The sequence below is a fragment of the Salinicoccus sp. HZC-1 genome (assembly GCF_046736035.1).
GTDB lineage: Bacteria > Bacillota > Bacilli > Staphylococcales > Salinicoccaceae > Salinicoccus.
The window spans coordinates 2,550,990-2,577,601 of the sequence record NZ_CP177130.1 but is presented as its reverse complement, the minus strand read 5'-3'; the positions used below and the strand labels follow the sequence as shown (position 1 = coordinate 2,577,601).

Genomic DNA, 26,612 nt, shown 5'->3' with positions numbered 1-26,612 from the left:
GGAGGGGATGTTTTGAAGAAACCAATGATCGATCAATTATTTACCGGCGGAGTGAAACAGCTTGGAGACCCAGAGGCCGAAGACAAACTGGAACAGCCGTGGGAAAGCGGCATCTTCAAAGCGGCGACAGATGCATCCGTCTTTCTGTCCGAAACCGGATTTACGGGAGATGATGTGGCGGACAAGAAGAACCATGGAGGACCGGAAAAAGCGGTGTTTGCCTATCCCGTAGAGCACTATGAAAAATGGCGGCGGGAACTCGGGTCGGATATCGGAATCGGCGGCAATGGTGAAAACCTGGCGGTTTCCGGTATGGATGAATCCTCAGTGTGTATCGGCGATACATACCGGGCCGGCGACGCTCTGATCCAGGTATCCCAGCCGAGACGGCCGTGCTGGAAACCGGCAAGGCGCCATAAAGTTCTGGATCTTGCACTCAGAATCCAGAAGACGGGCAGGACGGGATGGTATTTCCGTGTGCTCGAAGAAGGCGGAGTTAGAGCCGGTGATGCACTTGAACTGATCAGCCGACCGTATCCGGAATGGTCGATTGAAGCATGTAATGAAGTGATGTATGAACAAAAGGATAATTTAAGCCTGGCGGAAAGTCTGGCCTCGTGTGAACTACTGGCAGAAAACTGGAAAAATACGATGAACAAACGTCTCATGGGCAAAGAAGGGGGTATAGATAAGAGAGTCTATGGGCCGAACAAATAAAGATATCCGAGGGGGATAAGGGATGAAACTGTTAGCGATTACAGCATGTCCGGTCGGTATTGCCCATACTTATATGGCAGCGGAGAATATACAGAAAGCAGCAGATGAATTAGGCGTCGAAATGAAAGTGGAGACACAAGGATCGATCGGTGTGGAAAATGAACTGACCAGGGAGGATATCGAAGCAGCGGACGGTATTATCATCGCAAGTGATAAAGAGGTCTCGAAAGAACGGTTTGCAGGTAAAAAGGTGCTTGCTGTCAGTGTCCAGGAAGGCATCAGGAAACCTGAAGAACTGATCAGCCGTTTTGAGAATGATGAAGTGCCTGTTTACAAAGCAGGGATGAAAACGGCGGACGAGGTCAAAGGGGAAAAGAAGAGCAAAGAGAATCCCGTCTACCGTCATTTGATGAACGGGGTATCCTACATGATCCCATTCATCGTTGTCGGCGGACTTCTGATCGCAATTGCACTGACTCTGGGCGGTGAACAGACGCCCGGGGGCATCGTGATTCCGGAGGGTTTGTTCTGGAAACAGGTTGAAGCGATCGGCGGTGCCTCATTTGCATTCATGGTGCCGATTTTAGCAGGGTATATCGCCTACAGCATTGCGGACAGACCGGGGCTTGCCCCCGGTGTTGTCGGCGGATATATCGCAGCGAACGGCAGTTTTTACGGTACGGAGGCAAACGCCGGATTCATCGGCGGAATCATCGCCGGTTTCCTCGCGGGATATATCGTCCTCGCACTCAAGAAAATCAAAGTGCCGAAAGCGATGGAGCCCGTCATGCCGATTATTTTCCTGCCGATCATCGGTACGATCATCGTCGGCCTGCTGTTCATCTATGTGATCGGTGCACCGGTCGCAGCACTGTTTGAGGGGCTGACGACATGGCTTGAGGGCATGCAGGGTGCAAGCTCCATATTACTTGCCGTCATACTCGGCGGCATGATCGCAATCGATATGGGCGGGCCGTTCAATAAGGTGGCGTTCCTGTTCGGCGTCGGCATGATTGCCGAGGGGAACTACACGATCATGGGTGCCATTGCGGTGGCCATCTGTATCCCGCCAATCGGTATGGGACTCGCGACATTCATCAACAAAAAGAAATACAATCCCGCGGAAATTGAAGCGGGGAAAGCCTCATTTACGATGGGGCTCTTCGGAATTACAGAAGGGGCGATTCCATTTGCAGCACAGGATCCACTCCGGGTAATACCGAGTATCGTCACGGGTTCGATGGTCGGTGCAGTCATCGCAATGGTCAGCAGTGTCGGTGACCATGTCGCCCATGGCGGACCGATTGTTGCGGTGCTTGGTGCCGTCGATAATGTACTGATGTTCTTTGTTGCGGCACTCATCGGGATACTGGTGACCGCCTTTATGGTAAATGCCCTGAAACGGACGGTTGGCACAGAAGCGGCAGGCGTCGGAGCGGTGTCACTCGGGGAAGAATCAGAACCGGTGGCAGAAAAGCCGGCAGAGGAGAAGGAAGCTGCACCGGAAAAGACTGAAGTGAACAAGTTAACAGACATCCTCGATAGAGATTTGATCGAAGTGGATCTGGACAGTACTGATCAGAAGGGTGTCATAGATGAATTGATACAGAAACTGGATCGGGCAGGCGTATTATCATCTAAAGAAGAATACAAAGAAGCGATTTTGGCCAGAGAGGCGGAAGGCACGACAGGACTCGGCATGAACATTGCGATTCCGCACGGCAAGTCGGACGGCGTAAGACGTCCGGCTGTAGTTTACGGCAGAAGTACGGAAGGTGTCGACTGGAATAGTATGGATGGCACAGAAGCCAAGCTGATATTCATGATTGCGGTGCCGACAGAATCAGCAGGAGACGACCACTTGAAAATATTGCAGATGCTGTCCCGTAAATTGATGGATGATGATTTCAGAAATGAATTATTAGACACGGACTCGACAGAAGGAGTGTATGCACTGCTAGAAGAAGTAAAATAAGGATGATTTATTATGAAAAAATCACTGATCTATCTTCAGCATAACCTTATCGACATTCAGGTCTTCAATTTACCGGAAGGTTACAGGTTTGTCCGTTATGAAAAGGGGTTTGAAGACGAGTGGGCGCATATATTATTGGAATCAGGAGAGTTTGACAGTCACAGAGATGCTCTGAGAAGGTTTCATTGGGAGTTTGACAAAGTGCGTAATTTGCAACGGTACATGATTTTTATAGAAAATGAAGAATCGGAGCTCGTCGGCACAGTCACGGCATGGCATGGCACAGTGAAAGATAAATTTATGGGCAGGCTGCACTGGTTCAATGTCGTACCGGAATTCCAAGGGCTGGGGCTCGGCCTGCCTCTGTTATCCAAAGGGATGACGATGCTGCAGGAGAATCATGAAGAGGCTTTTTTAAAAGTGAATGTGAATAATAAGGTGCTGATCAATCTCTTTATGAGCATGGGCTGGAAGCCGCTGATTGTTCATTCATGGGAAATACGGATCTGGGTCCAGTCAGGCTATCACAGTTAATGGAGGACAATATGTTTAAAGAACCAATATTTTTAGAACCGGTATTACAGGAACGGATCTGGGGCGGGCGGAAGCTCCGTGAAGAATATGGATATGACATCCCGTCGGCTGCGACAGGGGAAGCATGGGTGATTTCCGCACATCCAAACGGAGCGGGTAAAGTCACGGGAGGCGCACACGCGGGGAAGTCGCTCGATCGACTATGGAATGACCATGGTGAACTCTTCAATAAAGAAGGCGACGGAGAATATCCGCTGCTCGTGAAAATATTGGACGCGGCGAAAGATTTATCCGTCCAGGTCCATCCCGATGATGAATACGCACAGGAAATAGAGGATGTCCCTTACGGGAAGACGGAATGCTGGTATGTGCTCGATGCAGAAGCGGGATCCAGTCTGATCCTGGGCCATACGGCAACAGATGAAGAACAGTTTGAAAAAATGGTGGATACAGGCGCTTGGGAACAGCTGTTTAGATACGTCAAAGTTCAAAAAGGCGATTTCGTATACGTGCCAAGCGGCACAATCCATGCCATCGGCCGGGGAATCACGATTTTGGAAGTGCAGCAGAGCTCGGACATCACATATCGTGTTTATGACTACGACAGAAAAGACGAAAACGGCAACACCAGGGCACTGCATCTGGATAAAGCAAAAGCAGTCACGAACATTCCCCATGAAGAAGTGGCGGTGGATTTTGAAACCAGTCAGGTCGACGGCATGAAAATCCGGCAGCTGGTCAGAGAACAGTACTTCACAGTGGAGAAATGGGAAGTGGACGGAAGTGCCGGGCATTCAATTTCTGCAGACTTCATGCAGGTCAATGTGATAGAAGGCGAAGGCAGTATTGAAGTGGAAGATCAGGAATATGAGTTGAAGAAAGGCATGAACTTCATTCTGCCGAACGGAGTGGAAAATATTAGACTGCATGGGGAAATGGAATTGATCGTTTCCCATCCATAAATAGAACCAGGCGTCCTGCTCAATATTCTGGATAGGACGCCTGGTTTTATATTTGACGGTCACTGGAAGTGTAATCGGGTGACCATCAGAAAGCGGACAGCCATCAAAACCAACAATCAATGGCCGTTAAACGCATCCGATCTACATCATGCCCGCAAACCATACGCCCAGTCCGGTACCGATATAGTTCCCGATGATATATCCGAGTGTACCGATAATCAGGATCGGGCCGACGAGTTTCGTCCATCCTCTGGATATCGCCATGGCAGCGGCTGTCGTCGGCCCGCCGATATTGGCATTGCTGGAGAGGATGATTTCTTCGAGGCTGAACTTGAACAATTTTCCGAAAGAGAAGGAAATCAGCATGTTGATCGTTACGATGATTGCTGCAAACAGCAGGATCAGTGGTGCATTCTGAATGATGAGCGGTAGGGATGCCGGTACACCGATGACCACAAAGAAAATATAAATCAGGAAAGTACCGATTTCCTGTGCACCATTTATGCTGCTGAAATATTTAGGCAGCAATGAAACGAGCAGCAGGGTGATGGTAGTGAGCATCAGATAATTATCCCCTATGATCCCTCTTAAGAGTGTCAGGAATATATTTGCATCTGCCGGTATCACATTGCTGAAAAACTCTGCAAGTTTGAACGATACTGCAACGATGGCAAATGAGCTTCCGACAGCAAGTGCGATGTCATTCAGTGAGATTTCCTTCCGTTTCCAATACGCGGCAGCCTGATTCTCGTCTCCGCCTGCCTTCTGTTCCAGTTCATCAATGTGCGGCGAATTGTAGTTTTTCTTGAAGAACCCGACAGCCGGGATTGCGATGAGTACCAGGAAGTAAAGTGCCATCAGCATGTTATCCGCAACCACAGTGGAGGAGACCGTCTCCCCGTCAACGTCAAAACGCGTCGCCATCGCTGCAAAGTTTACACTGCCGCCTGTGTAGGAACCCGCGACCATTGCCCCGATTTCATCGAGGCCGGGAATATAGTCTCTAAGTAAAAAGAAAGCGATGATCGTCCCGGCAACCGTTCCGATGGAACTGATCAGGAAAATCATGAGCAGTCGCCCGCTTTCCTTCCAGATTTTTATGATATTCGACTGGAATAAGAGCAGTGGTATCGCAAGCGGTACAACGTACGTCCAGACGACGTCATACGTCGGTGATTCAATCGGAATCACACCGAAATTCGCAAGCAGCATCGCACCGACCAGTGCAATGATGGCACCGGATAATTTAGATGCCCATTCGTATTTCTGTTCAAGGAATATCGATATGGCCGCCCATCCCACAAGAAACGCCCATAACAGCCAGGTCTCATCCGGCGAAATTAATGCATTCATTTTAGTGCCCCCTTCATACCCCCGATTATAATGCAATGGTGCCCAGATATCTAACCATCGGAAGAAATAAAAAAGACCATATCTGTTAGTTAAAACAGATACGGTCTCGATATGGAGCCAAGGGGGCTCGAACCCCTGACCTTTGCGCTGCCAGCGCAACGCTCTCCCAGCTGAGCTATGGCCCCGGTGTACTGAACATATATTATTGTAATCCAGAAACGGAATATATTCAATAAGATAATCATTTAATTGCCAATAAAACCAATCAAAAGTTTACGCTTTCACATAACTATGAATAATCGACTAAGGAAAAGGGCGGGAAAAAGCGGACACTTCGGTATTTTATCTTTATTGCCTTCTATCATCGCGCTGACTTTGGCGATTGTGACAAAACGCGTCGTATTGTCACTGTTATCCGGAATTCTTATCGGAACGATCATCATAGATGCAAATGCGAACGGCTTCATCCATTCCATCATCTATTCCATTGTTAATCTATTTGCAACCCTGGCCGGCACGCCTGCAAACGAAGAAGCAGGTGTATATGGTATGGGGATTGTGAAAGATGCCTCGCGGGCCGAGCTCATCATTATCGTACTTCTGCTGGGTGCCTTCATCGGTGTCCTGAATAAATCAGGCGGGGCATACGCATTCGGACACTGGCTGGCGGACAAGGTGAAAACCAAGGAAGGGGCCCAGGCGTCAGCTTCCGTCATGGGCATCTCGCTATTTACGAGTGCCTACTTCAGTTCACTCGCAACGGGCGCAGTGTTCCGGCCGGTTTTCGACAAGATGAAAATTTCCAGGGAAAAACTCGCATTTTTCCTGGATTCGACATCCGCTCCTATCAATACGATCGTCCCAATCTCAGGGTGGGTGGCCTTCATGGGGGCGCTCATGGTGGATAACATTGAAAGTGTGGAGGATCCGATCCAGGGGCTCATCCGTACGATTCCTTACAACTTTTATAATATCGTGATGATCATTATCGTATTTTTATTTGCTTTCGGCATATTGAAAGACTTCGGGCCGATGAAAAAAGCGGAAGAGAGAGCTAAAAAAGGAAAGTACACGTATGACAGCCAGCCGGGTAATGCGAAATCGTAGGGGTCGGTTAACAAAAATGGAAAGGTATCCGATATGCTGCTGCCGCTCGGGGTTTCGGTGCTGCTGCTGGTTGCCTTGGGATTATGGAACTATACATTCGTCCAATTTTTTGATGTGCCGGAAATTCCAATCGGCGGTAATATGATGCTCATTGTCAGTTTCACACTGGGAATCGCACTTGCCTACATTCAATACATCAGCCGGGGCATCATGACGTCAAAAGCATTTTTCGATGATGCATTCGAAGGGGCGAGAAGCGTACTCCTCGGTGCCGTCATAATCATACTTGCCGTTACACTGGGTGATGTGATGCGGGCGCCGGCCCCCGAAGGGACAGGTGCCGCATTATTCATCGAGCAATCCGTCGGTGATATTATTCCGGCGTTTATCGTCCCTGTGTCCGTATTTCTCATTTCGGCATTCGTATCGTTCTCAATGGGGACATCCTTCGGTACATGGGCAATCATGATGCCGATCGGCATCACCTTAATGATTGCGACGGGCGGAGATCCATTTCTGGCTGCAGCCGCCATACTCTCCGAGGGTGCGTTCGGCGACCATACATCACCGATTTCTGATACGAGCCTGATGTCCTCCATCGGTGCGGACGTAGAACATATGGACCACATCAACACCCAGCTCCCTTATGCACTGACGGCTGCAGGGATAGCTGCCGTCATGTTCCTGATTGCAGGATTCATATTCTAATACTGGAAAAAGGTGATGGATCATAATCGGTTCATCATCTTTTCATGTATTATAGCCAAAAGCTATATCCAACCATGAAATTTATCAGTTATATTATATCCGGCCTTCCGTGGTAAGCTGAACTTATAAAACAAAACGAATTGGAGAGTGGTTGGCGATGACAGTAATCAATAAAGCAGACGTAAGGAAAGAAACACCATTCAGATTTGATAACGTGGGCAGTTTCCTGCGCCCGGACGAATTGAAAGCGGCGCGTCAGGCATATGCCAATGGCAGCATTTCCGGACAGGAACTGAAGACGGTGGAGGACGACGCGATTAAAGCGCTCATCACAAAACAGAAGGAAAGCGGGCTTAAAGCAGTGACGGATGGAGAATTCCGCCGTTCCTGGTGGCATCTCGATTTCATGTGGGGGCTTCAGGGCGTAGAGAAGGTGGATGTCGATAACGGCTATCAGTTTAATGACGAAGAGACGCGTGCGGAATCTGCACGCCTGACAGGGGAAATCAGCGGGGAGAACCATCCATTCGTCGAGCATTTTAAATTTGTACAGCAGTTTGCCGATGACGAAGTGGTCGCAAGACAGACTTTGCCCGCACCTGCACAGTTCCTGTCTGAACTGCAGCGTCCGGAAAATCTGGAGGCAACAAATGCAATCTATCCTGACAAAGATGAACTGATTGAAGACATCGCGGCAGCTTACCGGACGGTCATCAAAGATTTGTATACGGCGGGCTGCCGGAGCGTACAGCTGGATGACTGCACATGGGGCATGCTGGTGGATGAGAATTATTGGGCAAGCCGGAACGAAAGTGTGTCTGTGGAAGCGCTGAGCAGACTCTACGTCACTGTAAACAACAAAGCCATTGAGAACCATCCGGAAGATCTCACCATCACGACCCATGTCTGCCGCGGCAATTACCACTCCACATGGGCATCCTCCGGTGCATACGATAAAATTGCGGAAGTTCTTTTCGGGGAAGAGGAAGTCAAGGCCTACTATCTGGAATTCGACACAGCGCGGGCCGGCGGTTTTGAATCCCTGGCCAATGTCAGCGATGATAAGCTGGTGGTGCTCGGTTTATTCTCTTCGAAGTATCCGGAGCTCGAAAACAAGGACGAAATCAAACAGCGTATCGAGGAAGCGTCCAAGTACGTACCGCTTGAACGGCTGTGCATCAGCCCGCAGTGCGGCTTCGCCTCTACAGAGGAAGGCAATATACTGACCGAAGCACAGCAATGGGAAAAGCTGCGTCTCGTCAGGGAAGTGGCCGAAGAGGTCTGGGGCAAGTAGTGGAATAAAAACCGATTGAGTAAAAAAGGGTGATGAATGGATGATCGTTCATCATCCTTTTTGCGTTTGGCGGCAGTTGCGGAATGGAGCAGTGTCTTTCGTGCACGGGGAGAATGCGTGCTATGAAAAGATGATATATAAGAGTATCTTGTGTTAAAATTCTTTTTGTAACCGATTACATAAGTGTTGGGATAATTTTAGAGGCGCAGGACGGGTGGAAAGAGAAATTGGATATTCAAGGAAATGAATCCGAAATCAGCCTTTGATATTTGAATTTTCGAAAATCATGGACAGGGCGTATGCTGTCTTGTAAAATAGCTGTGTCAATCAAATTCGACTTAACGGATAGGGTTTAAACTCAATTGGAAATGAGGGATATTATGACAGAGAAGAAGAGTGTTTTCCGAAAAATGCTGGACGTTATAGAACGGGTGGGCAACAAGCTGCCGGATCCGTTCGCACTGTTCATCGGATTGGCCGTGCTGATGATTTTCGTGTCCTACATATTTAGTCTATTCGATGCATCGGTCAATCACCCGGGTACCGGGGAAGAGCTGCCGATCAGAAACCTGCTGTCGGGGGAAGGGCTGCAGTTCATCATCACTTCGATGCTTGATAATTTCACCGGTTTCGCACCGCTCGGACTTGTACTGGCGATGATGCTCGGTATCGGTCTGGCTGAAAAAGTGGGTCTGCTGGATTATGCGATCCGTAAGACGATTTTGAAATCGCCGCCATTCCTGATCACTTACACGGTTGTATTTGTAGGTATACTGGGTAACCTGGCATCGGATGCCGCGGTCGTTCTGGTTCCACCGCTCGGGGCACTCGTATTCTATAAGATCGGCAGGCATCCGCTGGCCGGTCTCGCAGCCGGATATGCCGGAGCGGGCGCCGGGTTCACCGCCAACCTGTTCATCGCCGGTACAGACGCATTACTTGCGGGAATTTCGACAGAGGCGGCCGCCATTATAAATGAGAACGTCATCGTTACACCGGTGGATAACTGGTACTTCAATATCGTTTCCGTATTCGTGCTGACGGTTGTCGGCGGCCTGGTTACCAATAAGATTGTGGAACCGAGACTTGGCAAGTACACAGGGGAGGCAGTGGAAGATGAAAACACTGAAGAACTGCCGAATGCCAAGAAAGGATTTTTCGCTGCACTCATTGCAGGTGTTCTTTATTGGGCGATAATCGTGGCGGTGATCCTTCTGCCGAACAGTCCGCTGACGAATGAAGAAGGCGGAATCTCCCCGTCACCGTTCCTTGACGGCATCGTACCGATTATTCTGATCTTCTTTGTCATCATCGGGATGGCGTTCGGTATTACAGTGGGCAAGATAAAGAGCAGTAAAGATGTCACCCATTACATGACGGAATCCATCAAGGATATGGCGGGCTATATTGTCCTCGTGTTCGCGATTGCGCAGTTCATCGCATACTTCACATGGTCCAACCTGGGCACATGGCTTGCGGTGAACGGTGCGGAATTCCTGGAAAGTGTCGAATTTACCGGGGTCGGTCTGATCATCGGGTATATCATATTCACGGCACTGCTCAACTTCCTGATCACTTCAGGCTCGGCAAAATGGGCGATCGAGGCACCGATCTTCGTGCCGCTGTTCATGCAGCTCGGTTATCACCCGGCGTTTACACAGGCGGCCTACCGTATCGCGGACTCATCGGTCAATATCATTACGCCGCTGTTCCCATATATGGTCATCATCCTTGCCTTCATGCAGCGGTATGATAAGAATGCAAGTATCGGAAGCTACATGGCACTGATGATTCCCTATTCGATCATATTCCTTGCGACCTGGATCGTACTGCTGCTGATTTTCTTCTTCACAGGTCTGCCGCTCGGACCGGGTGTAAGTGTGTATCTTGAGAAATAAAGATTTTAATGGAGGAATATGGATATGAAGACCCTTGAGAACAAACTGATTGAATGGCGAAGGGATTTCCACCGCTATCCGGAACTCGGATTCCTGGAGATGAGGACGGCCACCATTGTGGCGGAGACGCTGGAAAAACTCGGATTTGAACTGCAGATCGGCAGGGAAGTCATGTCCGCCGAGCACTGCATGGGCAAACCATCTGATGAAGAGACGCAGGCCCATTTGAATTGGGCTGAGGAAAATGGTGCGGTTGAAAAATATTTGGAACAGGTGTCAGAAGGCTACACCGGCATCGTCGCAACGTGGGATACGGGGAAACCCGGTCCGACCGTTGCCTACAGAGTCGATATGGATGCACTGCCGATCTATGAATCGAGCAGTGGCGATCATGTGCCGCTGAATCAGGATTTTCGTTCGACGAATACGGAAATGCATGCCTGCGGGCACGATGCGCATACGTCCATCGGCCTGGGGCTGGCCACACTGATTTCAGAGAACAGTGACCGGCTGAAGGGCAGGATAAAACTCATCTTCCAGCCGGCCGAAGAAGGGGCACGTGGGGCAATCTCCATGGTGCGTGCCGGCGTGGTGGATGATGTCGATCACTTCATCGCGACACATATCGGTCTAAGTGTGCCGCACAATCATTTTGTGGCATCCAATAATGGATTTTTGGCCACATCCAAGATGGACGTGAGTTTCAAAGGCGTATCCTCGCACGCAGGCGGCAAACCCGAAGAGGGCAGAAATGCCATGCTCGCTGCAGCCAATGCGGTCATCAACCTCAGTGCAATCCCTAGGAATTCGCAGGGGATGACACGGGTCAACGTCGGAGAACTGCATGCCGGAAGCGGCCGGAACGTCATCGCAGATAGAGCGGCGCTGAAAGTGGAAACACGCGGGGAGACTTCAGAACTCAATGACTACATGAAAAACTACGCGGAATCCGTCATCAGCGGTGCCGCGCAGATGCACCAGGTGGAATATGCAATCGAGATCGTCGGGGAAGGCATCAGTGCCAAAGGCTCTCCGGAATTGGCGGTCCGGCTGCATGACTGTGCAGAGAAATCGGGACTTATAAGCCAGGTCGAAAGTAACGAAGCGGCAGGGTCAGAAGATGCCACATTCTTCATGGATGCAGTGCAGAAGCAGGGCGGCTTTGCCACCTACTGCATCCTCGGCACTGATCTTGCCGCCGGCCATCACAATGAGAAATTCGATGTGAATGAAGACAGTCTGCTGCCCGGGGTACAGACGCTGTTTGAATCAGCGGTGGAACTGAGCCGTAGATGACAGAAAGCGCCGATTGATGATTTTTCATCAATCGGCGCTTTTTTATACCCAATTAGTTCCAGGTGATGGGATATCACTTTCTGTCAGCCAAATTTTCTATGCCTGCTTCTATCTTCTCTCTCAAGGACAAGGGAGTGATACAGTTTATCAAATCCATGAATCCTGTCAATGTACGGACAGCTGATGTTTCATTATCAAAAATAAGCGAAAGAGTTGCTGTTCCGTAAGAGGATATTTCAGTTTCTGTGATTTTGAAATACTTATTTATATAGTTGATGTGCTCTTCTTCAATTTCGATTTTGGCAGTAAAGCGACTGGCATTACTCTGAAAAGATGTTTCAGCAGCTTTCCAATAATGTACTATGGAGAAATCTCCTGGATATTCATATTTGCTGTCTTTTATTTGGACATTCTCTATTCTTGAAACTTTAAAAGTCCTGCGTAAGTTTGATGTTGTCTGAGCGATTAAGTACCATGTATTTGATTTGAACACCAGTCCCAAACCTTCCAGATCATACTCTTTAAAATCTCCGCTGCCTTTTTCGTAATGCACCTCTATCCTCATTCTATCTTTGATTGCCTGAAGGAGAGTGGATACATATGAAGTATTCCTGATTTCTTCAAACCAGTCTGTTGAGTCAACATAGACATATTGAGCTTCTTTGAAAGCTGAATGGTCCTTATACGTTTTTGCCAGTTTGCTGTCCAACGTCAGTTTATCTGCAAAGATCTCCAAGTCTTTCAAAACTTTGTCCGGCGGGGCGATCGACAATATAGACAACTCATCGGCAGTCAACGATTTTAACGTGCTTTTAAATTCATCAAGTAAATACCAGCCCCCATTTCTGCCCCGGATGGAGGCGATCGGATACCCCATATAAGACAGGTCGTCAATATCTCTTCTTATTGTTCTTGAACTGACACCCAGCAGTTCGGACATTTCTTTCGTAGTGACGTGTTTCCTGGTCTCGAGCATGCTTATTATTTTAGTCAGTCGAAGATTTTTCATAATTCCTCCAATATAGGACACAGGATGTCATATATTGATTATAGACTAAAGGAAAACCTAGAGAAAGGGGATCAGAATCATGAAGAGCATCGTTTTGAATGATTTTGGAAAAAAGAATTTTGAAATCAGGGATATTCCGGTGCCTGAAATCAAAGAAGATGAGGTATTGATTAAAGTGGACTATGCCGGTATTGGTCAATGGGATATCTTTGAGAGGGATGGCGGATATCACGAATTGATGGACATTGAACCCCATTTTCCGTATATACTCGGCAGCGAGGGTTCCGGTAAAATTGTGAAAATGGGTGAAGAGGTAAAAAAACTTAAAATAGGTGATTCTGTATATGCCTGCAGTTTTTTAAACAGCAGTGGAGGTTTCTATGCCGAATATGCTGCTGTGCACCAGGACCAGGTCAGAGTACTCCCGCAGAATTTATCAATGACTGAAGGGGCTGCCATAATGGGAGTCGGGTTAACGGCATTAAGAGGTTTGGACACTTTGGAACTCGGCTCCATGGATAATATCATTATCCATGGAGCAAGCGGCGGCGTGGGACATATAGCAGTCCAACTTTCCCAGATTATAGGCGGTTTCGTATTTGCTGTTGCTTCTGGCGAAGATGGCGCTGATTTTTGTAAAAGACTTGGCGCCGATTCCATCAATGGAAAAGATAATGACGAAATCCCTGAAAGCTTCCGTTATAATAAGCTTCTTATGACTGCTCCGATGAACGACTTTGAAAATAACGTTGGAAATATGCGAAGACCGACGACTGTGGCCTATCCGGTAGGAGACTATGAAGTTCCGGAATTGGACGGCGGAGAAATAGAGATAAAGCCGTATTATGGAGAAGTGGATGAAAATATAATAGACAGATTGGATGGATATGTAAGAAAACATGGACTTAAATGTCATGTTGACTCAGTGTTCAATATGCAGGATTTTGAGGCGGCTCACACCGCGCTGGAAAATCATTATCTTGGAAAACTGGTATTTAAAATCTCATAGCGATTATTTAATTCATGCATTAAAACACCAGAGTGAAGCATCATACTTCACTCTGGTGTTTGATTGATTAAGAATAATTTTTACATCCCCACGAATATCCATGCAAACAGATAGATGACGGGGAATGAAATGACCGTTCTCAGTATGAATATTAAAACGAGTTCCAGTACGGAAACCGGAATTTTCGATTTGAGCAGCAGTGCACCGACTTCTGAGAAGTAGATGATCTGCGTCAGTGACATGACGGCAATCAGGAATTTCGTAAAATCACTCTCGATGCCTGCGCCGATGACAGCGGGCAGGAACATGTCCGTAATCCCGATGATGAATGCAGGCGCAGCAGTGGCAGCTTCAGGGATTTGTATCAGTTCCAGGAACAGCTGGACCGGATAGCTGAGATATGTGAACACCGGTGTATATTCCGCCAGCATCAAAGCGGTGGTACCGATTGCGATGACCACAGGGATCAATCCGCCGTATATATCAATGACATTGATTGCACCGTCTTTGATCAGGCCGATGGGCCCTTTACTTTCAGATGTTCTTCTGTAGGCACGTTTTGTTGCGGTCTTCAGTATCGTATCTTCCACGTCGCGGTCGTCGATCTGTTTCCCGGTCACTTCATAATACGTTTCCTCTTTTTTGGATAACGGCGGGATACGGACAAGGATCAGTGTGGTAAAGAGACATGCGATGGTCATCGTCAGATAGAACTGGAGGAAGTAATGTTCGATGCCGATCACGGTGGCGATGACGAGACTGAATGGTATGGATAAAACAGAGAAATTCGTCGCAATCGTGAGTGCTTCCCTCTTCGTATAGAACCCTTTTTCATACTGTTCGGTCGTAATCATGACACCGACCGGACTGCTTCCCATCCATGAAGCCAGCGCATCGATGGAGGAACGGCCGGGTACTTTGAACAATGGACGAATGACCGGTTCCAAAAATGTACCGACGAATTCCATCAGTCCGAAGTTCATGAGCAGCGGCATCAGAAAAGCGGCAAGCAGCAGCCATGTCGCAAGAATGGGAACAAGGCTGTACATTACAGTGCCGCCCGTCAGATCACTGGTGATCGCTTCAGGACCGAACCCTGTAATGATCATTACGGCAAATACGGCGCCGATGAATCTGAGCAGGAACCAGAGCCAGGTCAGGACGAATATGCCCTGCAGTTTGGGGGTATTGCTGAAAATATCCTTATTGAAAAATGTACCGTAGATCGTAATGAGTAGAAAGATGACGATCGCTGCCGTCGTTATTGCCGGGATTGTGCCTTCAAGATTGGCAAGTATGCCTTCTGCCATGATGCCCAAAAAGATGGTCCATTGTCCGCCGATGTTGACCGGAACAATGAACAGTAAGAGCGCGATGAAGGAAACAATCCAGGTTTTTAATTTGATGGATGTATCGAAATGCATAATTAAACCCCTCTATGTATTAATATGAATAGAGATAATAATAAAGGAATTTGACTCGAATGTCCATACACTCTGATATAATCGGTATGAAATATTTTTAGGAAGAGTGATAGTATGCCTGAAGCAAACAGGAAAATGAAAGATATAGAAGTGCCCGGCACACGGCAGTTTGCCAACAGGGTGGAGGAGTTTCCGGGCTGTGTCGATTTGACACTCGGTCAGCCGGACTTTGAAACCCCGCAGCCGATCAAGGATGCGGCAATTGAAGCAATCAATACAAAGTCGATGAAGTATTCCCATAACACGGGGCTTTTTGAACTCAGGGAAGCGATCAGCAACTATTATAAAAATAAGTACGATGCAGAATATGACCCGAACGGGGAAGTGCTTGTGACGGTCGGCGGCAGTGAAGGCATTGACGGTATTTTGCGTGCGATACTCGATCCGGGAGATGAAGTGATTGTTCCGGCACCGACCTACCTCGGATATGAACCGATCATCGAACTCTCAGGGGGTGTGACGAAGTTCGTCGATATGACGGAGACCGGACTGATTGCCACGCCGGAACTCATTGAGAATAACATTACGGATAAGACGAAGGCGGTCATACTGAACTATCCGACAAACCCGACAGGGGTCACTTATACGAAGGCGCAGATGGATGCACTGGTGGAAGTGTTCAGGGAATATGACATATTCGTCATTACCGATGAAATCTATGGTGAGAATACATTGGAAGGCGAGCATATCAGCCTGGCAGGTTATCCGGAGATCAAGGAAAAGGTCCTTGTCATCAATGGGCTCAGTAAATCGCACGGGATGACGGGCTGGCGGATCGGCTATGTAGTGGGTCACAGGACAATCCTGGAGGAAGTCACAGCCGTGCATCTGTACAACACAATCTGTGCAAGCATCCCGAGCCAGTATGCAGCGATAGAGGCACTGAGAAATCAGCTGAATGTCCCGGAGGAGATGAATGCGGCATACGTTAAAAGACGGGATTATATATATGACCGTCTGGTCAATATGGGACTCGAAGTCAAGAAACCGACAGGCGCATTCTATATCTTCCCGTCGGTTGAAAAGTATGAGAAAGACTCATTCAAATTCTGTACCGACCTGCTCGAGACCGTGCAGCTTGCAGTGGTGCCGGGCCGGTCATTCTCTGAATTCGGCGAAGGCCATATCAGACTCTCTTTCGCATGCAGCATGGAAGAGCTGGAAGCAGCAGCGGACCGTCTGGAGAAGTATATTGGAATGCTGGAGGAGAGATAAAATATGATTTTGAGTTCTTACTTTGAAGATACATTTAAATTGACTACACAGATTTTGATTATTATAATTAGATAAATTAAAAGAAAAATGTTATAATACAATTAACAAATAAGATGTTGTACATGAAACACCGAACCCCCAATCTACTCCAATAGATTGGGGGTTCATTTGGTGTATTGGATTAGTCATCTAGTCATTTATCACGATTGTCTACCCAATAAGCGAACAATGTGATTATCACACCTACAGTGATCGGTGCGATAAGAAACTCAAATAAGATGCTGCACATGATGTCACCTCCTTCCATGCTATCAGCACAGAAGTACACTAGATGACTTTCATAATTTTACCATACATTTATTATATACATACACTAGCGTTGCATACATTTAAATTGATTACTGCCAATACTTAAAGTGCTCTGTTTACTTGTTTTATCAGTATCTCTTCTCCTTCAGCCGCAATGTCAGCCCGAACCCGATCAAAGCCAGAACCGCCATGACGGCAAATGCGTAGGAGGTTCCTGCATAATTACTTTCAGCATACGGCGCATCCATCAATGTGACGGTGATGCTGATGATCGAGGTCAGTATGATGATGCCGAATGCCATCGCAAACTGGCGGACCGTATTTACAATCGCCGATCCATGGGGGATGTCTTTCTTCCCGAGTTCCGACATGCTCACGGTAACGAGCGGCATGAGCGTCAGGCCGAAACCGGTCATGAACAGGCAGAAGTGGACCATGACCCAGTAGGGTGAGTCATCGATGCCCACTGTGTTGAGCAGGATGAGTGAAACGGTGGTGCAGATGAATCCGATTGTCGCGATCCGCTTGCCGCCGTACCGGTCGTACAGATTGCCGGAGATGAACGTGATGACGGAAAGGATGATCGTGCCCGGAACGAGCAGGAAGCCGGAAATGAATGCGCTGGTTCCAAGTGCATTCTGGGCAAACATCGGTATGATCGTCTCAGCCGAAAGCAGAAGCATCATGTTGATGAATATCAGGATTATCGCCAGGCTGAAGGTTTTATTCCTGAACAGGTTCAAGTTCAGCACGGGTGTTGGGATATTGAACTGCCGCCGTGTGAATAATAGAACCCCGGTAATGCCCAAAATGATCGGAATGGCAGATAACGGACTCAGGAATCCATAGGTGCTTATATTGCTGAGGCCGATTATGAAGAACGAAAAACCGATTGCGGATAAGAGGACGGACTGAATATCCAATTTCGTCTTATGCTGCTCGAGTACATTCTTCATCAGAAACAGGGCGAGTATGAATGTAATGGCGATAAAGGGCAGAAGCACCCAGTGGAGGGACCGCCAGTCGAGATAGTCGATGATGACCCCGGAAATGGACGGGGCGGAAGCGGGCGCAATGTTCGTCACCGCACCGAGCAATCCCATGGCGAATCCTCTCCGGTGATAGGGAAATACTATCAGCAGTATCGTCTGGATCAATGGCAGGATGATGCCGGCGCCGATTGCCTGGATTACCCTTGATAATATCAGGATGCCAAAGTTCGGCGACCAGCCGCCGATGATCGTACCGATCAGAAGGCAGGTAAGCGAAAATATGACGAGCGTTTTGGCGGAGAAGGTCAGGGATAAGTATCCGGACATCGGGATGAATATGATGGTTGTAAGGATGAAGGCGTTGGTCAGCCACTGGACCTGTGTGGCGTTGATATTGAATTCCTCCATGATGGTCGGGAATGCCGTAATCAGGAGGAATTGATTGAAGGTCAATAAAAAAGCTGCGGCAATGATCACCACAACTACGCCTTTGCTCTCTATTTTTTCTTCAGCCATGTGACCCCTCCGTCTCTCAGATGTAATCCTTTATATTGTTACATAATGCACTGCATTGGTCAAAGTGGGGAAGTTTCTCTATAGAACAACAGTCGAAGCACGCCCCGTATTAAGTATCAGAATAATACGGGGCGTTTAATAAATCTCTATTTAATCAGTTTCTTTGATAATGGCGCGACACCAAGACTTTGGACGACGAGTGAAATTAATACGGCAGCAAAGGATAGGGATACTATCATCTCCACGTCTCCGGTATTTTTTGAACTGAGGGTCAGTATCAAAAAGATGGACATCGTCCCTTTCAATCCGGACCAGGAGATAAGCGTCGCTTCCCGCCAGGTGATTTCATTGCGCCATTTTGGAAATAGCCGGGTTGCCCCCATGATGAGGATATACCGGATGACCATGGAGAGGATAAAGATGATTATGGCAAACCCCCATCCATCAAACAGCAATGCATCGGCCGACTGGATGCCGATCAATAGGAACAGCAATGATAGAATGCTCAGCTCTGCGATGCCCCAAAAGCCGTCCAGTGATTCTCTGAATTTTTCTTCCCTCTCCGTGCTTGCATATTCGAAAGAGAGCATTATTCCCGCAAATACCGTCGCCAGGACGCCGGATACCCCGAGATATTCGGCGATATTGAATGTGCCATAGGCCAATATGATGCTCAGCATCACCTGATATCTGCGGTCGTGGGTGAAATGGACGATTTTACTCATCAGCCATCCGGCCAATACACCGAGAACAACTCCGCCGAGGGAAACGAGCAGGAATTCGCCGAGAAAAGAGCCGATGCTGAAAGTTTGTTTTTCAACAAACATGCCGGCAAGGGTGGCAAAAACAACGATGCTCGTTCCATCATTGATCAGCGATTCCCCTTCGACCACATGGGCAATCTTTTCATTCCCCGTAGACTTTTTAATGATTGAAACGACAGAAACCGGGTCTGTCGGTGTCAGAATGGCAGCAATGATTAAAGCCTCTAAAAACGTCAGGGAAATAAAAGGCCCGCTCAATGCATAGATGGCGGAACCCAGCAGTGCAATAGTGAATATAATACCGAAAGTGCCTAAAAAGGTGATGATCCCTGCATTCTTCTTTAATCCATCCGGTGGAAACTGATAGGCAGAAGTGAAAAGCAAGGCCGGCAGAAAAATATGATAGATCATATTCTCCGTCACTTCAATGGATGAGAAATAAGGGATGGAAAACAGACCGACACCGATGAGCACAAGGATGGTCGGTACCGGGAAATTCTCCTGTTTCTGGTCAATCGTAAATATAATATAACCGATAAGTAAAAGCAAAATGATCTGTGAAGCAGTCAATGGGCTCACCCCCTTTTTCTGTGTTGATTTATTAAAATAAAATACCCTGGATTAAGGTGGCTTAATCCAGGGTGGCAACAGTTATTTCAGTTTTTTATACTCTTCAACCATGCGATTCACTGCCTCTTTGACGAACTTCGGATGGGTTGCGAGGTTCAGTCGGATGTAGCCTTCATAGTCCTCTCCGAACCATTCTCCATAGTCGACGGCGAGTTTGCATTTCTCCTGGACGAACGCTTTCGTATCTTCTGGGTCGAGGAAACCACGCAGATTGATCAACGGCAGGTATGTCCCTTCGAGCTTGGATACTTTCGCTTCCGGAATGTGTTCGGCAAACTGCTTTTTGATGTAATCGTAGTTCGACAGGATGACCGATCTCAGTCCATCGAGCCACGCTTCGCCTGTCTCATAGGCGGCTTCTGTTGCGATATGGCCGAGGATGTTCTTTTCGCTCTGGATGTGCTGGCCGGCATAATTGTCGAACTGCTGGCGCAAATCATCATTCTCTATGACGATGTTGGCGTGGAGCAGGCCGGGCAGGTTGAATGACTTGGAAGCGGCATTGACGAGCACGATGCGGTCGGTGTACTTGCCGCCTGCGACTACCGGTGCGGGTATATGCTTGTGTTCACCGTAGGCAAAGTCCTGATGGATCTCGTCGGCAATGACGAGTACATCGTGTTTTTCACAAATGGAGAGCATCTGTTCCAGTTCATCTTCTGTCCATACGCGTCCTGCCGGATTATGCGGTGAACATAGGATGAAGAGCTTTACATTATTTTCTTCGATACGCTGCTCGAACAGGTCGAAGTCGAGTTCGAAGCGGCCATCGTTGTCCGTCATATCCGCAGTCACGAGTTTGCGGTCGAGTTCTCTGATGACGTTGAAGAACGGATAGTAGACCGGCGGTGTGATGATGACTGCATCGCCTTCTTCCGTGTAGCAGTTCATGAACCAGTAGAGTGCTGATACCACCCCTGTTGCCGGACGGCACCATTCCTTCTCCACCTTGTAACCAAAATACTTCTCCATCCAGCTGGAGTAGGTTTCGTAGTAGGAGTCCGGAATGAATGAATATCCATATGCTCCATGCTGAACCCGTTCCGTCAATGCATCGATGACACCCTCCGGTGCTTTGAATTCCATATCCGCCACCCAGATCGGCAGCAGGTCCGGGTCACCGAAACGTTCCTCCAGAAGATCCCACTTGGTTGAATTCGTGTTCTTGCGTTCCACATAATATTTATCTACAAAAGTCTGTATATCCAAAACGGCTTCACTCCTATCCTATATAATCATAGACGTATTATACCAATTCATAGTGAAAAGGAAAGGCTTGAAGCGTTCAACATTGAAGGCGAACTCGTCGATATATTCGAACAAGACTATTTCAGATCATATGATCAAGAGAACGCCCTCTACAAATGCATAGGAGCAGAATACTGCTGCCTGTCGTCACCGGCGATGTCATGAAGATGCTTGCGAATAGAAGCCGACACAAAACCAATTCACCGAATCTATCTTTTTAAGTATAATTAACTTTCAATATATATGTTAGAATATTCTTAATATATTTTTTGGAGATGACACTATGGCAATAATGGTACCTGAATATCGTGAGAGACAAGAATTCAATAATAGTTGGGGAGAAATACTGCTCTATAAAGAGTTTAAAAAGCAATTGAGTGATGATTACGTCATCTTTCACTCAGTCAATATATTAGGACGTGCACACACTAATAAAGGATATCCTGTAGACAAAGAAATTGATTTTATAGTCTTTCATCCTGAAAAAGGCATTATCTGTGTAGAAGTAAAGAGTGGAGAAATAAAATTTGAGGATAATAGAATTTTTCAAAAACAGTATCTCAAATATGATGATTTTGATAAAAAAGAAGAGAATTATATTCTTATTGATCCTTTAAAACAGATCGCCCCTGCCAAATACTCTTTAATAAAGCATTTAAAGGAAAACCTAAAGAAGAATGTTCAGTATCCATGTACATCAGTGGCATTCTTCCCTTCAGTATGTAGAGGGGAGATGCAAGGAACGCCTCCACCTTTTTATAAAGAGCATATATTATTTAAAGAGGATTTGAGAAGCCTCTCTGCGGCTCTAGACAAACATTTCGATTATGATAATGGTCGGCTGCCCGAGGATAGAGAGCTGGTAAAAAAAGTAAAATACTCTGTTATAAATGAGATTGCCCCCTCTTGCAATGCGATTCCAGTATTGAGAGAAAGGATAAAAGAGCATGAGTTCTCATTTAGGAAAATGACAGAAGATCAAGTTGGGGTGTTGGATTTTCTCGAGAAACAAAAAGAAGCGGTAATTGAAGGAATGGCGGGTTCAGGGAAGACAGTTATCGCTCTGGAAAAGGCGAAACGTCTATCTAAAAACCGCAAAGTGCTTGTTCTGTGCTTTAACAGAATGATTAAGGACTATATGAAAGAAGCGCTGAAGGCACACTCGGATAACATTGATGTCATGAATATATATGATCTCGGTGTAGTATACCGTTATCTGAAATCAGGGCAATTCCATTGGAAACGGCAGATGAATCTTTTGGAAGATATATTGCAAGGTAAACTAAAATGGGACTATGATGATCTAATTATTGATGAAGCGCAGGATTACACTAGAGGTATATTGGAAATGCTATACAACATCCAACAAGAATCAGAAGGACATTTTTATGCTTTTTATGATGTTCATCAAAAGACACATGATAATAAGTCAGAAGAATGGTTGGATACTTTTCAGAACCGATACATACTAAGGAATAACTGCCGAAACACAATGGAAATAGCAGAATCATGTTGTAAAATTGTAGGGGAGAGTATCAAAGAGCCAAAGATAAAAGTGAGCGGTCAAAGACCACAGTGGGTTATAAGTCGGAGTGCGAGGGGATTGGAGAAAAGTTTGGAGAAACGGTTGGATTACTATATTAATCGTGGCATATCTATAGAAGATATTGTTTTACTCACAGTTAAATCCAGTAATGATTCCAGTAGAGTTCTTCGCCCAGAGAAACTTCCAAATGAACTTTCATTGACTATAGGAAAACATAAAGTGAGTGATTTTAAAAAAGAAGGACATCTGCTTTTTACTACAGCAAGAAAATTCAAGGGAAATGAAAGTGATATTGTTATTGTAGTAGATATTACTAAAGAATCTCTACTTAATGAAAATAGTAAAAAACTTTTTTATATTGCTCTATCAAGAGCAAAGCATATGGCTGAAATTCATTGTGTAATGGGCTATAGCGACGAAGTGGATTTATATCGTTCGATCTCTAAAGAAAGTCAAAATAAACCAACTGTATTGAGGGAATATTTGGCAATGGAAAAACTTGATTATGATTGAGTTTTACTTTACGCAGCTATAATAAGTGTCAGTAAATTGATGCAAGATAATTTAAGAACATCAGATGCTTATCTTAACGATTTCAAATTACTTGAAATCGTTTTTTGTTTTGAGGTTTTACTGAATTTGGAAAAACTAGTATAAAGTATTATTATTAAAGAAAAGGATAAGCGAGGCAGATATCATGCTAAAAGATGTAACTCTTTCAAAAAAAGATATTCAATCTTTCAGGGAATATGTAGATAGCTTCTTGGAGATATGTAATAACTCAATTGGAAAAAAATCGACGGATAGCCGTGGAAAGACGCTTGATAATTTTGTTGTTGGAGGAACAAGAAAGCCGATCACTGTGTCAGAAGGGAAATATAAAATTGGGCGCTCTTTTGCTCACGGCAATAATTCATTGAATACCTATCCTTATGTGAACATAGGGTGGATCAGCTTGTTCTATGATTGGCAGAAAGTTCAATGGGGCAGGAAAACCGTCTTTCTGTCCACAAAACAGGAGTATCCCAAAATGGATAAATCTTTACCGGAACCTCATAGAGGCGGACTGGTCTTCTACTACAAAAGTTGGAATGTCTCGGAAGATGGTTTGAGCTTAAAGAATGAACAAGATTATGAAGATGTGCTCAGGAATATGATTATGTTATATAACGACTTTATCCAGAAATCAGGCACTGAAAGCAACACGAAAGAATTCAAGGAGCGGTTGTTAAGTTCGAAGAATATCATTCTTCACGGTCCACCTGGTACTGGTAAGTCATATATGGCCTTGGAACTGGCAAAACAGATTACTGAAGACAATGAGGAGCAAGTTGAGTTTGTCCAATTTCATCCAAGCTATGATTATACGGACTTTGTGGAAGGCCTCAGGACGAAGCAGTATGGGAACAGTCAGATCGGTTTTGAACTGATGCCGGGGACGTTCATGAAATTCTGCGATAAAGCGAGGAGGAATCAAGCAGGATCTGATAACTTTGATGAGGCGTGGGATGCTTTGATTGATGAATTGAAAATTGAAAAACAGATAGTGGTACCTTCAATAAGAGAAGGAAAAGATATCGAATTTGAATTGACTGGAAAGGACACACTGAAATTCGTAAAGGGAGGAGGAGGCAATACTACATTGACTCCAAAGCGAATCTATAATCTGTATAAGGGGGATGAAAAAGAAAACAGCAGAACGCACAGTGGCTATAGGAAAGCTGTCATTAAATATATGAAAGGAAATCATAAGCTTCAGGATTATGCAGAAGCAAGTGGCAAGAAATATGTGTTCATCATCGATGAAATCAATAGAGGAGAGATTTCCAAGATATTCGGTGAACTGTTCTTCTCCCTCGATCCTGGTTATAGAGGAGAGAAAGGTGCTGTTATGACCCAGTATCATGCGCTGCATTCAGCTGCGGATTACCCATTTCCGGAGAGGTTCTATGTCCCGGAGAATGTTTATATTATCGGCACAATGAATGACATTGACAGAAGTGTAGAAAGCTTCGATTTTGCTATGCGAAGGCGGTTTAGGTTCATTGAAATCAAAGCGAAGGACAGTTTGAGCATGCTGAAGCAGCTGGACAAGACCCGGGTCACGATTGACGATATCGTGGACCGCCTCACAAGACTGAATGAAAATATTGAAGATATCCCTGGATTGGATAAGAGTTACCACATAGGTCCAAGCTACTTCTTGAAACTGAAGGATGTAGAATATGATTTTGAAGTGTTGTGGGAGGAGTTCATATACCCATTACTCAAGGAGTATTTGAGAAACCATATGGATGCAGAGGAGCATTTGGATCAACTCAAGCAAGTCTACTATTTTGATGAACAGGATGAGTAGTATGAAGGGTCAACACTTGGTCCTCAAAGATAACTCCAGAGTAGAGTTGGAAGAAAGTCACTACGGGAATGAAATCGTACAATATTTGCAGAATAAGACCATGGGAGAGCTGGCAAAGTCCGATATGCTCATTTTCCCAGGAAACGCCGCCTATATGAATGATGACAGAAAGGTGCTCGAGACGACGCAGGAAAAAATGATTACATCAAACTTGCTGGGGTTCTTCAGCAGCGGTAAAGATGCGCTCAGTATTGTTAGTAGATTCGACGACAGTGAAGATAACTACTTTCTTCAATATATGCTGAGCAAGGTATATGGCATCACTCCTCTGGATTTTTCCAGTAGCATGAAGTCCAATCAGGGGTTCCTGGACTTGATAATTCTTCTATTTCCTTCAATTTTGAATAAAGCATTGGCAAAAGGAATCTATAAAGAGTACCGGACGAAGCGGCATAATAATAGTGCCCTAAAAGGCAAGATTGATGTCGCACGACATATTAAAAATAATATACCCTTTACAGGTGACCTTGCCTATACAAACAGGGAGTACAGCTTCGATAATCCGGTGATTCAGCTCGTCCATCATACAATACAATATATAAAACGCCATAAAACATACTATCGGATTTTGACTGAATCACACATTACACACGAAAATGTAAGAATGGTTGAAAATATAGCTTCTTCAGCCACAGGGTCTACAACCAAACTGATTGATATGAACAAGCGGAACGTGGTGAACCATGCCTACTACAAAGAATACAAGCAACTGCAGAAAATATGCATCGCCATACTCGAAAGTCAAAGCATGCTCTTCACAAGTGACAGCAAAGAAAAGTTTTATGGCGTTATTTTGGATGGTGCCTGGCTTTTCGAGGAATATCTAAATACCATAATTGGTGACCTGTTTTTCCATCCGAGCAATACAGAAGGAATCGGTGCAAATCACCTTTTCGCAGGCGGAGCAGGGAAGATCTATCCTGATTTTATTTCAAGGAAAGATGAAAACAGAATCATCGTTGACGCAAAATATAAGCCGAGCCGTAATATTTTTGGAGCAGATTATCATCAGATCCTGTCCTATATGTTCCGTTTTGATTCAATAAAGGGTTATTATATCTATCCATACTCCGTGATGGAAAATGGAAGGGATGCAGAGCGTACTATGGAGCTTTTGAAAGGCTTCAACTTTGGATTGAAGAAAGAAAGTATGAAACGGAACGAAGAAATCACCGTGAAGAAATTGGGGATGAGAGTACCAATAGATGCAGAAAGCTACCATAAATTTAAAAGTATGATGATAATGAACGAATACGAATTGCGAGAAGAAATGAAAGTTTGATGTTAAAGGAGACAGTTTATTCCGAATAAGACTCAACACTTTTTTCTTCAAACAATGCTTTTCTATATTTCATTCTGGTGCTGTTGTGTTTTGCATTTTTAAAATACATAATATTGCAAAGGCATAGTACATAGTTTTGCAAGGAAGAATATATAGTATTAAATCAATTTGACATGGAGCCTCTACAAGCATGAATAAGAGCCAGGAAGCCAGAGCTCAAAAGTAATCTGGCATTGCCAGCAAGGCTATCATGCTTGTTTCTCCACATCAAATCGTGAAGTATTCTTTATGTAATTAACATTGCAATATTAGTCTTTAGATTCTGCAATAATGTGTATTTGAATCTTG

At 45.8% G+C, this 26,612-nt stretch carries 21 protein-coding genes and 1 tRNA gene; 14 read left to right on the top strand and 8 right to left on the bottom strand.

The features are described 5' to 3' along the window. The first annotated feature begins 12 nt into the window (after positions 1–12). Genes ACKRAT_RS13315 through manA form a run of 4 tightly spaced genes read left to right on the top strand, consistent with a single transcriptional unit; the run spans position 13 to position 4,188 of the window. Positions 13–717, top strand: a complete 705-nt coding sequence (locus ACKRAT_RS13315; protein ID WP_411842860.1) for an MOSC domain-containing protein — start codon at positions 13–15, stop codon at positions 715–717. Positions 718–739: 22 nt separating this feature from the next. Next, positions 740–2,692 carry a fructose-specific PTS transporter subunit EIIC gene (locus tag ACKRAT_RS13310; protein ID WP_411842859.1) on the top strand — a complete coding sequence of 651 codons (1,953 nt, stop codon included), beginning with the start codon at positions 740–742 and terminating at the stop codon, positions 2,690–2,692. A 12-nt stretch (positions 2,693–2,704) separates the two neighbouring features. After that, entirely contained in the window at positions 2,705–3,226 is a 522-nt protein-coding gene (locus ACKRAT_RS13305) for a GNAT family N-acetyltransferase (protein ID WP_411842858.1), read from the top strand. An 11-nt stretch (positions 3,227–3,237) separates the two neighbouring features. Then, positions 3,238–4,188: a mannose-6-phosphate isomerase, class I gene (manA, locus tag ACKRAT_RS13300; protein WP_411842857.1), complete on the top strand. Its 951-nt coding sequence runs from the start codon at positions 3,238–3,240 to the stop codon at positions 4,186–4,188. Positions 4,189–4,329: 141 nt separating this feature from the next. Here manA and ACKRAT_RS13295 read toward each other — a convergent pair whose 3' ends face one another. Both ACKRAT_RS13295 and ACKRAT_RS13290 read right to left on the bottom strand, forming a co-directional pair. Continuing rightward, positions 4,330–5,541, bottom strand: coding sequence for a DUF819 domain-containing protein (locus tag ACKRAT_RS13295; RefSeq protein WP_411842856.1), 1,212 nt, complete (start codon positions 5,539–5,541; stop codon positions 4,330–4,332). 112 nt (positions 5,542–5,653) lie between these two features. Continuing rightward, positions 5,654–5,726, bottom strand: a tRNA-Ala gene (locus tag ACKRAT_RS13290). A gap of 106 nt (positions 5,727–5,832) precedes the next feature. Here ACKRAT_RS13290 and ACKRAT_RS13285 point away from each other — a divergent pair. From ACKRAT_RS13285 to ACKRAT_RS13265, 5 genes are all read left to right on the top strand, one after another. Continuing rightward, positions 5,833–6,648, top strand: a complete 816-nt coding sequence (locus ACKRAT_RS13285; RefSeq protein ID WP_411842855.1) for a Na+/H+ antiporter NhaC family protein — start codon at positions 5,833–5,835, stop codon at positions 6,646–6,648. Between the two features lie 33 nt (positions 6,649–6,681). Continuing rightward, positions 6,682–7,356 carry a Na+/H+ antiporter NhaC family protein gene (locus ACKRAT_RS13280; protein WP_411842854.1) on the top strand — a complete coding sequence of 225 codons (675 nt, stop codon included), beginning with the start codon at positions 6,682–6,684 and terminating at the stop codon, positions 7,354–7,356. Between the two features lie 157 nt (positions 7,357–7,513). Continuing rightward, positions 7,514–8,650: a 5-methyltetrahydropteroyltriglutamate--homocysteine S-methyltransferase gene (locus tag ACKRAT_RS13275; protein WP_411842853.1), complete on the top strand. Its 1,137-nt coding sequence runs from the start codon at positions 7,514–7,516 to the stop codon at positions 8,648–8,650. A gap of 380 nt (positions 8,651–9,030) precedes the next feature. Continuing rightward, positions 9,031–10,548, top strand: coding sequence for an AbgT family transporter (locus ACKRAT_RS13270; protein ID WP_411842852.1), 1,518 nt, complete (start codon positions 9,031–9,033; stop codon positions 10,546–10,548). 24 nt (positions 10,549–10,572) lie between these two features. Further along, positions 10,573–11,844 (top strand): amidohydrolase, encoded by a 1,272-nt coding sequence (locus tag ACKRAT_RS13265; RefSeq protein ID WP_411842851.1) that lies wholly within the window; start codon positions 10,573–10,575, stop codon positions 11,842–11,844. Positions 11,845–11,917: 73 nt separating this feature from the next. On the opposite strand, the gene ACKRAT_RS13260 is transcribed toward ACKRAT_RS13265, so the two are convergent. Further along, positions 11,918–12,853: a helix-turn-helix transcriptional regulator gene (locus ACKRAT_RS13260; protein ID WP_411842850.1), complete on the bottom strand. Its 936-nt coding sequence runs from the start codon at positions 12,851–12,853 to the stop codon at positions 11,918–11,920. A 79-nt stretch (positions 12,854–12,932) separates the two neighbouring features. Here ACKRAT_RS13260 and ACKRAT_RS13255 point away from each other — a divergent pair, with 79 nt between their 5' ends. Next, positions 12,933–13,862 (top strand): quinone oxidoreductase family protein, encoded by a 930-nt coding sequence (locus ACKRAT_RS13255; RefSeq protein ID WP_411842849.1) that lies wholly within the window; start codon positions 12,933–12,935, stop codon positions 13,860–13,862. An 80-nt stretch (positions 13,863–13,942) separates the two neighbouring features. On the opposite strand, the gene ACKRAT_RS13250 is transcribed toward ACKRAT_RS13255, so the two are convergent. Further along, positions 13,943–15,286, bottom strand: a complete 1,344-nt coding sequence (locus ACKRAT_RS13250) for a YjiH family protein (protein WP_411842848.1) — start codon at positions 15,284–15,286, stop codon at positions 13,943–13,945. A 114-nt stretch (positions 15,287–15,400) separates the two neighbouring features. On the opposite strand from ACKRAT_RS13250, the gene ACKRAT_RS13245 reads away from it, so the two are divergent. Beyond that, a complete protein-coding gene (locus ACKRAT_RS13245) occupies positions 15,401–16,561 on the top strand; it encodes an aminotransferase class I/II-fold pyridoxal phosphate-dependent enzyme (RefSeq protein ID WP_411842847.1) in 1,161 nt (386 codons plus the stop codon). Between the two features lie 193 nt (positions 16,562–16,754). Here ACKRAT_RS13245 and ACKRAT_RS13240 read toward each other — a convergent pair whose 3' ends face one another. The 4 genes from ACKRAT_RS13240 to ACKRAT_RS13225 all read right to left on the bottom strand — a co-directional run bounded on the left by ACKRAT_RS13240 (position 16,755) and on the right by ACKRAT_RS13225 (position 20,981). Next, entirely contained in the window at positions 16,755–16,850 is a 96-nt protein-coding gene (locus tag ACKRAT_RS13240) for a type I toxin-antitoxin system Fst family toxin (RefSeq protein ID WP_411842846.1), read from the bottom strand. 148 nt (positions 16,851–16,998) lie between these two features. Continuing rightward, entirely contained in the window at positions 16,999–18,378 is a 1,380-nt protein-coding gene (locus ACKRAT_RS13235) for a DHA2 family efflux MFS transporter permease subunit (protein ID WP_411842845.1), read from the bottom strand. 146 nt (positions 18,379–18,524) lie between these two features. Further along, positions 18,525–19,712, bottom strand: a complete 1,188-nt coding sequence (locus ACKRAT_RS13230; RefSeq protein WP_411842844.1) for a cation:proton antiporter — start codon at positions 19,710–19,712, stop codon at positions 18,525–18,527. A gap of 81 nt (positions 19,713–19,793) precedes the next feature. Further along, positions 19,794–20,981, bottom strand: a complete 1,188-nt coding sequence (locus ACKRAT_RS13225; protein WP_411842843.1) for a MalY/PatB family protein — start codon at positions 20,979–20,981, stop codon at positions 19,794–19,796. A 322-nt stretch (positions 20,982–21,303) separates the two neighbouring features. Here ACKRAT_RS13225 and ACKRAT_RS13220 point away from each other — a divergent pair, with 322 nt between their 5' ends. The 3 genes from ACKRAT_RS13220 to ACKRAT_RS13210 all read left to right on the top strand — a co-directional run bounded on the left by ACKRAT_RS13220 (position 21,304) and on the right by ACKRAT_RS13210 (position 26,264). Beyond that, complete coding sequence (locus tag ACKRAT_RS13220; protein ID WP_411842842.1) at positions 21,304–23,079, top strand: NERD domain-containing protein; 1,776 nt, start codon at positions 21,304–21,306, stop codon at positions 23,077–23,079. Positions 23,080–23,596: 517 nt separating this feature from the next. Continuing rightward, complete coding sequence (locus ACKRAT_RS13215; RefSeq protein WP_411842841.1) at positions 23,597–24,922, top strand: McrB family protein; 1,326 nt, start codon at positions 23,597–23,599, stop codon at positions 24,920–24,922. A gap of 1 nt (position 24,923) precedes the next feature. Next, positions 24,924–26,264: a 5-methylcytosine restriction system specificity protein McrC gene (locus tag ACKRAT_RS13210; RefSeq protein ID WP_411842840.1), complete on the top strand. Its 1,341-nt coding sequence runs from the start codon at positions 24,924–24,926 to the stop codon at positions 26,262–26,264. Positions 26,265–26,612 lie beyond the last annotated feature (348 nt).